The organism is Vibrio sp. TBV020 (genome assembly GCF_046056895.1).
Classification (GTDB): Bacteria; Pseudomonadota; Gammaproteobacteria; order Enterobacterales; family Vibrionaceae; genus Vibrio.
On record NZ_JBEEAQ010000001.1, the window covers coordinates 38,816 to 55,609 of the forward strand.

11 protein-coding genes are annotated in these 16,794 nt (G+C 43.8%); 8 read left to right on the forward strand and 3 right to left on the reverse strand.

Going from position 1 to position 16,794, the window contains the following annotated elements; all coding sequences use genetic code 11:
• The first annotated feature begins 75 nt into the window (after positions 1-75).
• The 3 genes from AAFX28_RS00175 to AAFX28_RS00185 are packed head-to-tail and all read left to right on the forward strand — an operon-like array spanning position 76 to position 2,492.
• The gene (locus AAFX28_RS00175) at positions 76-651 is read left to right on the forward strand and encodes an ACP phosphodiesterase (RefSeq protein WP_408684548.1); all 576 of its coding nucleotides are present in this window, start codon (positions 76-78) and stop codon (positions 649-651) included.
• Positions 652-686: 35 nt separating this feature from the next.
• Positions 687-1,946: a DEAD/DEAH box helicase gene (locus AAFX28_RS00180; protein WP_408684550.1), complete on the forward strand. Its 1,260-nt coding sequence runs from the start codon at positions 687-689 to the stop codon at positions 1,944-1,946.
• Positions 1,947-1,955: 9 nt separating this feature from the next.
• Positions 1,956-2,492, forward strand: a complete 537-nt coding sequence (locus AAFX28_RS00185) for a GNAT family N-acetyltransferase (protein WP_408684552.1) — start codon at positions 1,956-1,958, stop codon at positions 2,490-2,492.
• A gap of 70 nt (positions 2,493-2,562) precedes the next feature.
• Here AAFX28_RS00185 and AAFX28_RS00190 read toward each other — a convergent pair whose 3' ends face one another.
• Positions 2,563-3,690, reverse strand: coding sequence for an acyl-CoA desaturase (locus AAFX28_RS00190; RefSeq protein ID WP_408684553.1), 1,128 nt, complete (start codon positions 3,688-3,690; stop codon positions 2,563-2,565).
• A gap of 270 nt (positions 3,691-3,960) precedes the next feature.
• Between AAFX28_RS00190 and AAFX28_RS00195 the strand changes: the two genes are divergently transcribed.
• Entirely contained in the window at positions 3,961-8,910 is a 4,950-nt protein-coding gene (locus AAFX28_RS00195; protein WP_408684554.1) for an Ig-like domain-containing protein, read from the forward strand.
• A gap of 32 nt (positions 8,911-8,942) precedes the next feature.
• Here AAFX28_RS00195 and AAFX28_RS00200 read toward each other — a convergent pair whose 3' ends face one another.
• On the reverse strand, positions 8,943-9,698 hold the full coding sequence (locus tag AAFX28_RS00200) for a transcriptional regulator (RefSeq protein WP_408684556.1): 756 nt from the start codon (positions 9,696-9,698) through the stop codon (positions 8,943-8,945).
• 162 nt (positions 9,699-9,860) lie between these two features.
• Between AAFX28_RS00200 and AAFX28_RS00205 the strand changes: the two genes are divergently transcribed.
• From AAFX28_RS00205 to AAFX28_RS00220, 4 genes are all read left to right on the forward strand, one after another.
• A complete protein-coding gene (locus AAFX28_RS00205) occupies positions 9,861-10,421 on the forward strand; it encodes a GNAT family N-acetyltransferase (RefSeq protein WP_408684558.1) in 561 nt (186 codons plus the stop codon).
• Positions 10,422-10,520: 99 nt separating this feature from the next.
• Complete coding sequence (locus AAFX28_RS00210; RefSeq protein WP_408684560.1) at positions 10,521-11,639, forward strand: efflux RND transporter periplasmic adaptor subunit; 1,119 nt, start codon at positions 10,521-10,523, stop codon at positions 11,637-11,639.
• 10 nt (positions 11,640-11,649) lie between these two features.
• Positions 11,650-14,802, forward strand: coding sequence for an efflux RND transporter permease subunit (locus AAFX28_RS00215; RefSeq protein ID WP_408684562.1), 3,153 nt, complete (start codon positions 11,650-11,652; stop codon positions 14,800-14,802).
• A gap of 69 nt (positions 14,803-14,871) precedes the next feature.
• Positions 14,872-15,093, forward strand: coding sequence for a hypothetical protein (locus AAFX28_RS00220; RefSeq protein WP_408684564.1), 222 nt, complete (start codon positions 14,872-14,874; stop codon positions 15,091-15,093).
• A 38-nt stretch (positions 15,094-15,131) separates the two neighbouring features.
• Here AAFX28_RS00220 and AAFX28_RS00225 read toward each other — a convergent pair whose 3' ends face one another.
• Positions 15,132-16,700 carry an arylsulfatase gene (locus AAFX28_RS00225; RefSeq protein ID WP_408684566.1) on the reverse strand — a complete coding sequence of 523 codons (1,569 nt, stop codon included), beginning with the start codon at positions 16,698-16,700 and terminating at the stop codon, positions 15,132-15,134.
• Positions 16,701-16,794: the final 94 nt, after the last annotated feature.

Below are 16,794 nucleotides of genomic sequence, written 5' to 3' on the forward strand. Positions count from 1 at the left end.
GAGCCAGTGCATATGCGCTGGCTTTGTGCTTTATAATAGATAGGATATGACAAACAGAAACGACTAGGTTAAGTTTTGAACTATCTCGCCCATCTACACATTGCCGATCATTGTCAGTCAAGCTTGCTTGGAAATTTACTAGGCGATTTTGTAAGAGGTAACCCTGAAAGTCAGTATCCTGCATATATTTCTCAAGGCGTTCGGCTTCATCGTTTTGTCGACTCGTTTACAGATAGTCACCCGTTGGTTTTAGAGTCAAAATCGCTTTTTCCTCAAGGTGTCAGACGTTTTTCTGGCATAGCTCTCGATATGTTTTGGGATCACAGCTTGGCAAAGCGTTGGGGCGAGTTTCACTCGGTAGAACTATCGCATTTTTGCCATCTTGCACAAAACGAAATACGAACTCAGGCAAATCAAACGTTGCCAGATTCCTTTATACGTACCTCTAACGCTATGTGGAATGGTGGGTGGTTAGAGTCCTATCAGCAACTAGAGAACATTGAATTTGCACTTAAGCGAATGTCGCAGCGTCGCCCAACAATGGGTGTATTAGCGGAGTGTTTTCCTTACTTAGAGAAAAACTATCGCGATTTGAATGAAGTATTTACCTGCTTCTATCCTGAGATACTAACCGCAAGTAAAAGATTCTGATAGAATCGTCGGCCTTGCAATTATAGGTAATTCTCATGTCGACAGATTTTCAATCCCTTGGTCTATGCTCAACGCTTTTAGCGACACTTGAAAAGCTAGATTTTAAACAGCCTACAGAAGTTCAAAAGCACGCGATTCCGCATGTGTTAGAAGGACAAGACGTACTCGCTGGAGCACAAACGGGCACAGGAAAAACTGCGGCTTTTGGTTTGCCTATCATTCACCGTTTACTAGAATCACAAACGCAGCGAGATATTCAAAGCAATGATGTCTTAGCTTTGGTTCTTGTGCCAACTCGTGAACTGGCGCAACAGGTGTTTGATAACATGATGCTATATGCACAAGACACCGAGATCAAAGTCGTTACAGCATACGGCGGTACAAGCATGAACGTGCAAACGCGAAATCTTGACCAGGGTTGTGACATTTTGATTGCCACTCCAGGGCGATTGCTCGATCATTTATTCTGCAAAAATATCAATCTAAAGAAAACTCAGTATTTGGTACTCGATGAAGCGGACCGCATGCTTGATATGGGCTTTATGCCTGATATCAAGCGAATCTTGAAACGCTGTAGTGAAGAGCGCCAGACAATGTTTTTCTCGGCGACCTTTGATAAGCGCATCAAAACAATTGCTTATAATATGTTGAATGAGCCTGCCGAAGTTCAAGTTACACCCTCGAACAGTACCGCTGAAACTGTTAAGCAGATGGTGTACCCCGTTGATAAAAAGCGCAAAGCTGAATTGCTTGCTTACTTAATTGGCTCTAGAAACTGGCAACAGGTTCTAGTGTTTACTAAAACTAAGCAAGGTAGTGATGCATTAGCAAAAGAGCTGAAACTCGATGGCATTAAGGCCGCTTCTATTAATGGCGATAAAAGCCAAGGAGCGCGCCAAAAAGCATTAGATGATTTCAAATCAGGCCAAGTGAGAGCACTTATTGCGACAGACGTAGCAGCCCGCGGCCTAGATATTCAACAGCTAGAGCAAGTTGTAAACTTTGATATGCCATACAAAGCAGAAGATTACGTGCACCGAATTGGCCGTACGGGTCGCGCAGGTAAAGAAGGGTTTGCTGTTTCTCTTATGAGCCGCGATGAAGAGTACTTACTAGAAGCGATAGAGCGCCTACTAGATAGTAAGTTACCTCAAGAATGGCTAGAAGGCTTTGAGCCAAGTTTGATAGAAGAGATTGAATTTGATCGTTCTCCAAAGCGAAGAGGTCGAAATTCAGACAAACGGAAGATGAAAGCCAAACTTAAAATTCATGCTAATCGTGGCAAAAAACGATAGGGAAATGAAGTGTTCAGTAAAAAGGATTTCGCTGATATCAAACTCGAGTTGCTCAGTCTGTCTGAGGCTGAGCAACTTCTTCAATTTGAGCTAGAGAATAAACTCTGGTTTGAACAATTTATCCCACCACGTGACAACAGTTTCTACTCCATCGAGGGTGTTCGTGCCCATATTCAAGAGTTTCTCTTAGAGCACAAATGTGAGCAATTATTGCCTCTTGTGATAAAGACGGCGACGGGGTCTATTGCCGGGCGAATCAATTTTACCAACGTTAACCGAACTAAAGGGACCGCCCATGTAGGGTATAGAGTTGGGAAAGCATTTACATCAAAAGGGCTGGCGAAAACCGCGTTATCTTGTGGATTAAGCGTATTGCAAGGGAAGGGAATTCATCGAGTGTTCGCCTATGCAGAGGTGAGTAATATAGCCTCCCAAAAAGTCCTGACATCGAATGGATTTACTAAGGTTCGCATTGTCGAAAATTACGCAAAGCTGAACGGTTCTAGTATTGATTGTATCGAGTTTACATGCATGTTGAATGGTTGATTGAAGAACACTAATCTTCAAAATAAAAAAGGCCCTCAAATTGAGGGCCTTTATATATCAACCATACTGGTTAGGCGTATTGAGCAACCATTGTTTCCCAGCTTTTACGCTGTACAGCTAAGTCTTGCTTTAATTGTTGATACCGCACCTTCAATATTGAGCGTTCATACTTTTCCGCCAAGTTTGCTTTCTTGGCTTCAATAATCTGTTTTTTGATGTCGTAATAATCAGACATTTTGCCCACGAGAGCTTCGAATTCTTTGTTTAATGCTTCGTTAAGTAACTGAGCATTTGGAAGCTTACTTACATTTTTTGAAGCGTTAACTAAAGCTTGTTTTGCACGAGCTTTCTCAATCTTTAAGTGCGGCGTTACTCGAAGTTTTTTAGTCAGACCTAACCACGAACAAGATTTAATTAACCACTTGGTTGGATCGTATTGCCACCAGTAGATTCCATTGCGGTAGTCATTCTCAAAGATGTGGTGGTAGTTATGGTAGCCTTCACCGAATGTGAATACCGCTAACACACCGTTATCACGTGCCGTGTTTTTATCTGTATACGGTTGAGAACCCCAAATATGCGCAAGTGAGTTAATGAAGAATGTGGAGTGATGGCTAAGTACTAAGCGTAAAACGCCAACTACAAGCAGCATTCCAATCATATCACCGTAAATTGCACCTAGAAGGATAGGAATACCGAAGTTAGTCGCAATGGCTAGTGGCACATAATACTTGTGTTGCCACATTACGATCTTATCTTTCTGAAGATCACGGCAGTTCGAATAATCCGTGTATGTGTTTGCGTTGTATTCGCGCAGCATCCAACCAATATGAGAGAACCAAAATCCGCGCTTCGCTGAATATGGGTCTTTGTCATTGTTGTCTACATGTTTGTGGTGAATACGATGATCAGAGCTCCAATGTAGAGCGCTGTTTTGAAGTGCAAATGCACCACCCAAAGCGAAGATTAGGCGTAGTGACCAGTGCGCTTCATAAGTTTTGTGTGACCAAAGTCGATGGTAACCCGCGGTGATGGAGAGGTTACAAAATGAGAACGCCACAAGGAACCAGACAAGGTGCTCAAGGCCGTAGCCGATACTGATGCCGTACCAAGGGACAAGCACAGCAGCAACGATGAATGATGATAAAAAGATAAAGATGTTTAACCAAATCAGGGGTGGTTTACTAGAGCCAGACATGGTGATTTCCTTTCAGCTAACAATTGTGCGCTAGAATATCAGCGTACACGTGTAAGTCAAACTGAAAGCACGGTTTTTATGATGGCGATGAGGTGTTTTTCGTAACAAGTTGCAAGCTTATAAAGCTGAAGCACTCTGTATTTATTTACCTGTAGCCATATGGTGAAACTTTGAGTATCAAAAATTGATTCGTTGGAGTGAATTTCTCAGCACGACATGTTGTTAATGGTATTTATAACGTTAATTATTAATACCCTCAGAGTGAACATTATGAGTGCTATAAAATGGATTCTAGCAGTATATGTCGGGCTTCTTCTGCCTAACTATGCTCAGGCTGAAGGAAGTTATCAGCTTGGTATTTCGCTTGGTGGAGTAGGTCAGCCTCTCCACGAAAATACCGTGTTGTATGTACATGCCCGAGCGGGAGAAACAATTCAAATAAACGCATGTGATGCTGAAAAATCACCAGTAGACGTAGAAATTTATGATACGTACGTTACTGGTGGGATGTATGCTCAATGGAATCTACTAAGCGCATTATCCTCTCCTGTACCAACGGTATCATGTACTTCTGATATGACAGGAGTTCTCCCTCCAACAGCATTGCAATACACCGTATCAACTGACGGGGTCTATGTTGTGCGCTTCGTTGATGCAGATGATGAACGTATATTCGAGCGGTGGGATGTTTCCGTTACTAGCGCAAACCTTGACCCGGTTGATGCTACATTGAGTACTGGAAATCTATTCTCTTATACTTGGTCGTTCGTAACGGAAGGTGATACGCAAGATCAGGCAACAACTACGAGGTTGTACGCTGTTGCACCGGGTGGGTTTGATAACACCAATTACGTGTGGGTGTTAGATCTTAATGAGTTCTCAGGACATACCTATAGCATCATGGCTAATAGCGTGGGTTTACCTGCACCTGACTCCGGGTTGAGTCGAAGTTATCCGGGGCCCGGCGTTCCTATCCCTGAATTTCCGGTATTTTTAAGTTACCCAGCGGCCGCAGACATAGGCTCCCCACCCACAGAGGCACCATCATTTATTACAGGCTCAGAACCAAAGTTTGTAGGTACTGATGGAAAGATTGGTTTTTACCCTAACTTGGGCGAAACAGGGCGAATAATATTTACACCTAATATCACGGGCACATACGCCGTTAAAATTGATACGAATCGCGATGGTCGATTCGCTGAAAGTGATATGTACATCTTAGGTGAAACGACGGCGAACGCTGAAGTGATTGTTGAGTGGAATGGTACAGATAACCAAGGGAACAAGCTTGCTCAAGGGCAATATAATATTGAAGTTGAACTTCGTGTTGGCGAATACCATTTTGTTGCGTTTGATGTCGAAACAAGTGGAGGTGGCGTTGAAAACGGGCTGACTATCTTACAAGCAATTGATGAACATTCAGTCGTAGGGACACGAGTCTATTGGGATGACGCGACATTCTTAGGTGGTTCTTCCACGTTGCCAGATGGTGTGATGTCGTCTGAAGGTAATGGTCCTCATCGTCATACTTGGGGTGACTTTACTTCCGATAGTTTGGGCAACAATGCCTATATCGATACTTACACGATAGGGGATAAAGCTGCTGCACGGATCAATGGGCAACTTCTTGAAACCGGCGCTCCTGAATTCGTTGAAGGGTTTGAACGTACCATTGAACTAGTAGAAGGTACGACATCGGTTGGCCAAATTAATGTGACGGGTGGTGCTCCGGGCTATTCATATTTTTTGGCAGGCGTTGATGCTGCGTTGTTTACTTTGACGGCTTCAGGTCAGTTAAGCTTCGTATCGGCACCTGATTTTTCTAACCCGACTGATCATGATGGAAATAGTGCTTACGAACTTGTCGTAACGGCTACAGATTCTTTCCCAAAAAGCTCTCAGCAAAATATCACTGTTAACGTTATAGCCAATAACGTTGCACCTATTGCTCATGATGGTAATCAACAAGTCGTAGAAGATAGTCAATCTAATCCAATTACGCTGTCTGCATCGGATAGTGATGGAGATAGGTTGAGTTACACTGTCACTACGTCGCCCGCATTTGGCACTCTTAGTGGAACTGCACCAAATATGATGTATACGCCTAACCCCAATTTCATTGGTCATGATTCATTTCAGTTCAGTGTATTTGATGGTAAAGCAGTTTCTAACCTAGCTACGGTTAACATTGGAGTTCTAGCTGATTTAGATGGAGATTTGGACCCCGATATAACAGATCCAGACGATGATGGAGACAATATTCCCGATGTTGTAGAAGGAAACATTGATAGTGATGGTGATGATATTCCGAACAACCGAGATACCGATTCAGACGGCGATGGTATTTCAGATTTAATCGAAGGGGTTGGAGACAGTGACAACGACTTAATTCCAGACTACCTAGATATTTCACTGGATAGTGATTTAGATGGTGTGCCAGACATTATTGAAGGGCATTTAGATGTCGATGGAGATGGACTCGCAAATTTCTTAGACATAGACAGTGACAATGATGGCTTACTTGACGGCTTTGAAGCGGGTATCGAAGGTTTTGATTACGACAACGATGGAATTGATGATCGCTTTGATGTTGACGTTACACACGGCTCAGACAGCAACCGCGACGGCATTGACGATCACGTAAATGCCCTTAACACCAATACACTCACGCCTGCTGACTTCCTAAATCGAGACAGTGATGGTGATTACGTTCCTGACTTTGTTGAAGCAATACTGACAATCAAAGATATCAACTCCAATCAAATTAATGATCTATACGAAGTGGAATACTCACTTGGTGAAGATTTCAATCTTAACGGCTTAGATGACCGTTATGAGGTAAGTATTGCTGGTGGACGTGATGTCGATAGTAACGGATTTAATGATGCTTTGTTCCCAGCGTCAGACGCTGATGGAGACAACAGACCGGACTTTCGAGATCAAGATAGTGACAATGACAGCTTGAGTGATGGATTAGAGCTCCAGGCTACGAGCCAAGACACCGACGGAGACGGCATTGATGACCGGTTTGATAGCGATTTACTCTCCGGTGTTGATAACGATAACAATGATGTGGATGACGGCATAACCCTTATTGATAACGACAATGATGGCGTTTCTGATTTCCATGATCTTGATAGTGACAACGATACTATTTTAGACGTGAGCGAAACGAACAGTCCTGATCTAGATGGAAACGGAATTGTTGACACCACTGGTTACCTTGCACCAATTAACTTAGATACTGATAGCGACACGATACCGAATGCAATCGACCTCGATAGTAACAATGATGGTGTGTGGGATATTCAAGCATTACCAACGCGTACACTTGATTTAAACGATGATGGACGCGTGGATATCAGCCAAGGAGACGATCCTGATGGTGATGGCATATCTACTCTTTATGATTTAGTACCTGATCAGTTTGGATCATCGAATGGAGAAGATTATGACCAAGACGGCGTCGCTAACCACCTTGATAAAGATGATGATAACGATGGTATCGCTGACATCAAAGAACAGGGTGGAGACCGAGATGGAGACAGCATTCAAGATTATTTTGACCGTGATAGTGACAATGATGGTCTTCCTGATCGGATTGAAATGAACCGCCGTGCAATATCGCAAGTCGATACAGACATGGATGGGATAGATGACGTTTGGGATGTTGAAGCGCTAGGTGGAACAGACGAAGACAACGACGGCATAGATGACATTTATAGCCAAATAGATACAGATGAAGACGGGGTTCCTGACTACTTAGACACCGATAGTGACAATGATGGAATCAGTGACAGCCAAGAGCAGTTATCGGTATCCGCATCGGGGTTGGACATGAACTTGAACGGCGTTGATGATGCGTTTGACCCAGAGTTTACCTTAGGGATTGATGACAACAACGATGGCGTGGATGACCATGTTTACCATCATCGAGACTTTGATCGTGATGGCATATACGACTTTCGTGACACTGATAGCGACGGCGATACGGTTCCTGATCGTAAAGAACGCAACGTTGATACAGATGGAGATGGTTCACCAGATTATCTGGATCTTGATTCTGATAACGATGGCATCTTAGACCGAGATGAAGATGGTGATTTCAACCATGATGGAATAGATGACCGCGTGCAAAAACGCCAACAGGTGGAGACTGGATTGCAAGGAAATGGCGGTTCTTTAACATTTGTCAGCATCGCCTTCGTATTGCTAACCCTGTTTTTCCGTACTGGGTCAAAACTGTTGGTGACCTGTACCTTAGCGTCTTCAATACTTCTGTCGTCTGTAGTGAATGCCAAGTGTCAGCCCCTAAGTGAGGTGTGGCTTGATTGTGCGTATTTGGGCGGAGGTATTGGCGTTAGCCTACTTAATCCCGATGAGAATAGTACCGCATGGAGTCAGCAAAATAGAACCGACTTCGCTTGGAAAATACAAGCGGGTCTAGACAGAAAAGATTGGTTTCTTCAGGCGGCATATGTGTCACTTGGACGTGTTGAATTGGCTAACGCTAATCCTGCAATAGGCGAAATACAAGTGGGCTATCAGACCTATGGACTCGAAGCTGGATATCGATTTTTAAAGATAGACCAAGCAGTATCAACCTATCTTATGGCCGGAATTCATTGGCTCGATACAGATACCAACCAATATGTTACTCAGACTAACGGAATGCAATTGAGTGTAGGCGCTGGAATTGATTGGATGCTAACTAAAAACGTGAACACACGACTGAATTTTACCGCCTACGATTTGGATGCTCAGCACATCGGTATCGAGCTAAACTACTTGTGGCGCAATGAATCGAAAAGCGTGTACAGTACGAATTCTGTAGAGTCTTATACAGAAACTGAGAAGAATAGTGCACCATTCGAGGTGTCGACTGCAAACATATACTTTGATAGTGGCCAATACCGACTGACCGAGCAACAGAAAACAGTCGTCGAAGGTTTCGCCGATGCTATAGAAGGTCTTGAGCTTACAGGTATTGTCCAAATATCTGGTTATGCTGATGCGCTGGGACAAGGCGATACCAATCAAGTCTTGTCAGTCAAGCGGGCATTAGAGGTTGAATCCGCTCTAAAGAATGCCTTGCAGGGAAGTGATATTAAGGTCGAATTGAAGGGGTATGGAGAAAGCAATCTGATACCAAACAGGCCTATGACACATTACCAAAACCGGAGGGTTGAACTGCAATGGTATGCAAGAGAGTATAAATAAACGAAACCACCTGTATGGGTGGTTTTTTTCGTTTATAGGGAAGAAATTTCTTTTAACAAAGAGCCGTCTATTTCGGGCAACCCGTCACTCAGTTTAATGACTTTCCCTTTGGCAATAGACATCATGATATTTCGCTCTGGTGCAGAATTACTTAGGACGTTTTGGGTGTGTAGGGTGTTAATTTGATCATAGAGATTTGTCTCAATTTGATCAATTTGCTGAGCTGTTAAACGGTAACGTGACAAATACATGTTTGGGCGAGGGCAAGATGCTTCTTGGTGTTCTTTAAAACGTTGCACGAATAGTTTATCTAGCGCGGTACCTTCTTTGATGTAGAAGCGCGAATGACGCAGCTTCTTGATCTCATGATGTTCGACAACCTCTATATAGCCCATCATTTCCAGAGCACGTAAATAGAGTGTAATGGATTCATCACTGAGGTCATGCTGCTGCTGTATATCTACGACAGACATTTTCAATGAGATAAGCATGTACGCAAAATCAAACACATAAGGGTGCTGACTGAATACTTGCTCATTTTCCGGCGAGATGTTCTGAACATCCTGATGTTGAAAGCGCTTTGCAAGCAAGGCGAGCTCGACGATATCTGTGTTTAAGTAACTCGCATACAGAGTGATCTTGTCAATGCCCAAGCTCGGGTTATGAAACTGGCGTTTTAAGCTACTGACTGGTACGCAACAGCGAGTAGAAAGCTGAGTAAAATTGAGGTCTTGCTGCTTCATCGTTTCACGAAGCGCCTTAAGTAGATACTGTTCAGAAATAGACATTTCAACTCAATTATAGTTATGGAACGCAGTTCGTTATTATAGCAATCTTTATTGATACAAAACAGAACCTGTATGATTGTTTCAGAATGTTTGGCTTTTAGTTAAATGTTTTATAGTATGAAGGGGTAAACAATCCTTACAGGAAGTAATAAGGTACTATAAATGGAATTAAAAGTAGCTGAATATAGCGACTATGAGCGCATTGCTACACTGCATGCACAAAGTTGGAAGCAATTTTACGACGGAATCTTAGGTAAAGATTTTTTGGAAAATGACGTTCAGGATGAACGTTCTGCAATTTGGCAAACTCGTCTAATCAACCCTCCTTTCAATCAACATGTTCTTATCCTCGAAGAAGGCGGATTACTGTGTGGATTCATCTGCGCATTCGGTAATCACGATTTCGAGAAGGGTACGATAATTGACGCGTTACACATCGACCCTGCTTATCGTGGCCGCGGCTTAGGTGTTGAGTTAATCGCTGAAATGGCGAAGTGGATTGCTCAGTATTTCCCTGATAATGGCGTCTATCTTGAGGTCATGAAAGAGAATAAACAAGCTGTCGACTTTTATAACCACCTATGTGGCAAGTGTGATCTGGAAAGGCTTTGGAATGCGCCATGTGGTAACCAAGTTCCAGAGCTAGTTTATACCTGGGAATCAGGCCAGCAATTGCTAGATTGTGTAGTGACTCACACAAAGTCAAAATCTGTAACAGCTTGATACACTTATCCTCAGTGTTCTGATAATTCTCGGACACAATTTATAGACCGTTAGGTAGCTTTGTATAAGCCCATTTTTTATTTATCTAACGGTCTATTCATGAAAAAAACGTTACTCTTCACAGCACTCAGTAGTGCTCTCTTTCTCGTAGGATGCGGCGAAAATACCCAAGGACAGAAACAAATGCCTGCTCAGCTCGTTGTAGCAGAGCAAGCTCAATTTATACCTCACCAACAAAGTAAATCTTACATCGGTCGAGTTGAAGCCGTTGAAGACACCAATATCACTGCTCAAGTTACTGGTTATCTGCAAACACGCCATTTTGAAGAAGGTGAGATGGTAGAAAAAGGTCAACTTCTATACACCATTGAACCCTCATCGTTTGAAGCTCAATTAGCGAGTGCCAAAGCTGCACTGGCTCAAGCAAGAGCTAATCTTAAAAAGGCTGAGTTAGATTTTGAGCGTGGTAAGAACCTATTGCCAAAAGGCAGCATCTCTCAATCTGAATTTGATAACCTCAATGCTGCATTACTTGGCGCACAGGCTCAAGTTGAAGCGGGTAAAGCGCAAACTCACCTAGCTGAAGTCAATCTTTCTTACACGCAGATTAAAGCGCCTTTCTCTGGTCGCATCGCACAGAGCAAAGTAAGTACTGGTGATTTGGTGTCACCACAATCCGGCATTCTTACAACATTAGTCAGTTTAGACCCAGTACACACTAGTTTTAGTATCAGTGAGCGTGAACGCCTAGAGTTGGGAATGGATAAAGTCCAAGGTGATGGTTCAGCAGATTCGGTTGAAGTGCAAGTCGTACTCGAGAACGGACAACCATTTGAGCATCTCGGTAAATTGGATTTCTTAGGTAATCGTATCGACTTGAACACGGGTACGCTTGCGATGCGTGCAGTGGTAGAAAACCCAGATTACCGTCTACTGCCAGGTCAGCACATTCGTGTAGAACTTCGTGAGAAGCAGCAAGTAGACGTGATTGTGATTCCGCGCCGTGCTGTACAAACCGATCTAGAGGGTAACTTCGTCATGGTGATTGCTGAAGGTAACGTGGCAGAACGTCGAAACGTAGAACTTGGTCGTCAATTAGAGCAAGGCATCATAGTTAGAGAAGGCATCGATTCCGAAGACCAAGTCATTACTCAAGGTCTACAGCGAATCCGAAATGGTGTACCAGTTCGTTTTGAAGATAAGCCAACAGCTGAGTAAAGAGGTGTAAATGTTAAGTCGTTTCTTTATCCAGCGCCCTAAATTCGCGCTGGTGATTTCGATAATTCTGACCTTGGCAGGTGCTATTTCGCTTGCGATATTGCCAGTAGCAGAGTATCCAAAAATCAGTCCTCCTTCAGTCAGTGTGACTGCATACTATACAGGCGCTAGTGCTGAAGTTGTTGAACAGGCAATTGCCGACCCAATAGAGACCTCCGTCAATGGTGTTGAGAACATGATCTATATGTCCTCGAAAAGTGCTAATGACGGTTCATACAACTTGAATGTTACGTTTGACGTCGGTACTGACCCAGATATGGCGCAAGTTAACGTTCAGAACCGCGTATCTCAAATTGAGTCTAAGTTACCTCAAGAAGTACGTATGGTTGGTGTAACCGTGAAAAAGCGTTCACCAGACCTTTTGATGGTTTTGAACTTCTATTCGCCTGACGGTAAATATGATGACCAGTTCCTGATTAACTACATCAACCTTAACGTAAAAGACCAACTGGCGCGCGTTAAAGGCATTAGTGAAGTTAGTGTAATTGGCGGCGGCGAATACGCGATGCGTGTTTGGCTCGATCCTGAAAAGATGGCCAATCTAAAGCTAACGACTAGCGACGTATATGGAGCACTCGCAGAGCAAAATGTTCAGGTAGCAGCGGGTCGTGTTGGTGCAGCGCCATACAGTGAAGCACAAGAAGTTCAGTTCAACCTTGTAACTAAAGGCCGTTTAGAAACGGTTGATGAGTTTGAAAATGTCGTATTGCGTGCAAACAGCGATGGTTCGAGCGTTTATCTGAAAGACGTCGCGCGTGTCGAGCTAGGTAAAAAGTTCTATGACGGTAGTGGTAAATTCCGTGGTCAAGACGCGTCAATCGTAGCACTGTCGCTACAATCAGATGCCAACGCTTTAGAGAGTGGCCAAGCAGTAATGGAACTGCTTGAAAACTTGAGTACGAATTTCCCAGAAGGGATGGCTTACGAAACAAGTTACGATACAACAGTGTTCGTCGCAGAATCGATTAAAGGCGTAGTTAAAACACTCGTCGAAGCAATCTTGCTGGTTATTGCTGTTACTTATTTGTTCTTGGGCAGTGCACGCGCAACACTCATTCCTGTTGTCGCAATCCCAGTTTCATTGATCGGTACCTTTGCGATTATGCAAACGACTGGCTTTACGATTAACACCGTAACTTTGTTTGGCTTGATATTAGCGATTGGTATTGTGGTAGATGACGCAATTCTAGTAATAGAAAACGTCGATACCACCATGGCTAAAGATCCGTCACTAAGCCCACGCAAGGCCACGTTGATCGCGATGAAAGAGGTAACTGGGCCGATTATTACCTCAACACTAGTACTTTTGGCGGTGTTCTTACCTGTTGCAATGCTTCCTGGTATCACGGGCATTATGTATCGCCAGTTTGCCTTGACGATTTGTATCTCAGTTGTGATTTCATCTATTAACGCACTTACGCTGTCACCAGCATTGTGTTCGCTTGTATTAAAGCAAGGTGGGGGAAATACAGCACGTTGGTTTACTGCCTTCAATGCAGGGCTTGAGCGTGTAACGGCAGGTTATGGTCGAATAGCCGGCTTCTTGGTGAAGAAAGTAATCCTACTCGTAACGTTTTTTGTCGTTGCTGTCGGTGCGGTAACCTTCTTTGCGAAAACGACGTCGACAGCCTTCGTTCCTCAAGAAGATAAAGGTATTTTGCTCGTAAACGTTCAGCTTCCGGATGCAGCATCATTGTCTCGCACTGAAGAAGTTTCTGAACAACTACTAGAGATGGTAGAACAAGAGCCGGGTGTGGATGGTGTGACTGTAGCGAACGGTTATGCGTTTATGACTGGAGCCGCAGCTTCAAATGGCGCGTCTCTATTTATCAAACTACATGATTGGGATACGCGTAATAGCCTAGATGGCGACCATTCTGCTAACGCTATCGCACAGCGAATCAACGGACGTGCGGCGATGGAACTGCCTCAAGCGGTTGTGTTCGCGATGGGTCCTCCTGCAGTTCCGGGTATGGGCGCAGCATCGGGCTTCGAGTTCGTCTTAGAAGATACATTGGGTCGTAGCCGTACTGACTTAGCGATGGTTATGAGGCAAATGATCGAGGAAGCGAACAAGCAACCAGAAATTGGTTTTACATTCAGCACCTTTCGCGCAAATGTGCCTCATTATTACGTTGATATTGACCGAGAGAAAGCGCAGCAACTTGGGGTTCCACTATCAAGTGTGTTCCAAACGCTACAGGGTAACTTAGGTTCTCTTTACGTCAATGATTTCACTATGTTTGGTAAAAACTTCCGAGTAACCATGCAAGCAGACGGTCAGCATCGTAAAGGTATGGAAGATCTAGAACGTTTCCATGTACGTTCCTCTGGTGGTGAAATGATCCCACTGAGTACGTTGGTAAGTTATGAGCAAATCTTTGAACCTGATGTAGCATGGCGTTACAACATGTACCGCAGTGCCATCATTCAAGGTCAACCAGCGCCGGGTTATTCAAGTGGTGATGCTATTGCTGCTATGGAGCGTGTCGCTGCTGAAATCTTACCTCAAGGTTATCAGTACGAATGGACAGGTATGGCGTATCAAGAAGTTCTTGCGGGCAACCAAGCAATCTTTGCTTTTGCACTAGCGTTGATCTTTATCTACCTGTTCATGGTGGCTCAATACGAAAGTTGGACCATTCCTTTGGCGATTATACTCGTGGTTCCAATAGCGACATTAGGATCATTCTTAGCTCTGAATTTAACTGGAACACCATTAAACTTGTATGCGCAGATTGGCCTTGTGTTACTCATAGCTCTCGCCGCAAAGAATGCAATTCTTATCGTAGAATTTGCTAAAGTGGAACGAGAAGACAAAGACGTGCCAATTGATAAAGCGGCCGTAGAGGGTGGTAAATTACGCTTCCGTGCAGTGAATATGACTTCTTGGTCGTTCATATTGGGTATTTTCCCACTGATTTTTGCTTCAGGTGCTGGACATGTAAGTCAGAACTCGTTGGGTATATCACTCATTGGTGGTCTGTTATGTGTGCTTCTAGCGGGTACGTTCTTAATTCCGGGTTTCTATGCCATGGTGCAGCGTAAACGTGAAAAAGCGCATGGCGGAAATACGAAATTGATTCCACTCGATGACGAATAACTTTATTTAACTTCTAAATCCCCTTAGCGTAAAGCGAGGGGATTTTTTGTATCAGTAGAGAGTAAAACTATGAAGATGTTGTTTGATGTGTTCGGAATGAAAATGTCCGTGGAAAGATATGAAGGAGAGTGGCGATTATATAGGGAATCTGAATCTTCAATTAAGGCTCGTGTGTATGATATCTATATTCCTTCAGATCTAGATGAGTCAATGGTAGGACGTTTCTTGGCAGATATGTACCATGAATATGCAACTTCAAAACATCCCGAAGTTAAAAGAATAACGCCTTAGCGGGGGCTAAGGCGTTATTACTCTAATTAGAACAGTGCTTAGTTCTTCATAGTACTTACTTGTTTTTGAAGCTCATCCAGTTGCTTCATTTTTCCTTGCAGACCTAATGACTGGTAGTTGATTGATGCTGGGTTCATCAATTGACCTTGTTGCATTGGATACTCTGGCAATGTCTTGAAGAAGTCACCGATTACGTCTTGGATTGGAACGAATAGCCACATGTTGTCCGCCATCCAACGTAGGTACATACCTGATTCGTGTGGCGCTTTCTCAAATGGGTCAGCACGTAGGTGAATGATCTGCGGCCAGTTTGCTTCAAATCGTACCGCATCAGTGATGTTACCTTCCATCGTCGCGAAATGAAGTTTCCAGTCATTCCAACGCACAGCGTTTAGCTCACCATTAGCACTGAAGTAAAGTAGCGACTCACGCGGACCTTTGTCTTCTTTGCCTTCGAAGAACGGCTTAAAGTTGTAGCCATCGATATGAACTTTCCACTCTTTACCATTCGCTTTGTAGCCTTTTGCGAGCTTTTCTTTTACATCAGGAACGCCAGCCGCTGCGAGAAGTGTTGGCAACCAGTCTTGGTGCGCCATCATGTCATTGATCTTGGTGCCAGGTTCAATTGTGCCCGGCCAACGAACAAGTTGAGGAACACGCATACCGCCTTCCCATGTCGTGCCTTTCTCGCCGTGGAATGGGGTAGCACCACCGTCAGGCCAAGACACGGTTTCTGCACCGTTATCGGTAGAGTAGATTACGATTGTATTGTCAGCGATGCCTAAATCATCAAGCTTATCCAATAGAACGCCAACGTGATCATCGTGTTCTAGCATACCATCGGCGTAGATACTGATGCCGGATTTACCTTGATACTTCTCTTGTAGTCGAGTCCAAACGTGCATACGTGTACTGTTGTGCCAAATGAAGAACGGTTTGTCCGCTTTAACCGCTTTTTCCATGAAAGAGAGCGTTGCATCTAAGAACTCTTCGTCTGCTGTTTCCATACGCTTACGAGTCATAGGACCGGTATCTTCGATTTTTCCGTCAGCATAAGACTTGATTACACCACGTGGGCCGTAGTTTTTACGAAACTCAGGATCTTTCGGGTAGTAGTAAGTCTCTGGTTCTTCTTCTGCATTCAAGTGATAAAGGTTTCCAAAAAACTCATCGAAGCCATGCGCAGTTGGTAAGTGCTGATCTTGGTCACCTAGGTGGTTCTTACCAAACTGAGCTGTCATATAACCTTGTTCTTTTAGAAGGTCTGCAGTAGTTGGTGCCCAATCAGGAATACCATGCGTTGAACCTGGCATACCGATGGTTAGAAGACCTGTACGAAATGGCTCTTGACCTGTAATGAAAGAAGCGCGACCTGCGGTACAAGACTGTTGTCCGTAGTGGTCAGTGAAAAGCGCACCTTCATTTGCAATTCGGTCGATATTTGGTGTTTCATAGCCCATCATTCCTTGGTTATAAGCACTGATGTTCCAATAACCAATGTCATCACCAAAGATCGCAAGGATGTTTGGTTGGTCAGCAGCAAGTGCGGCACCAGATGTTGTTAGCATGCCAATTCCGACCGCTAGTTTACTCATACGGTTAGCCATAATGACTCCAATAGTTGTTTGAAAACGTGTGGGCTTAACGCCTCACGGTTGTAAGTACTTTAAATCCATGAAGTCTGTGCGTCTTTTTATAGTG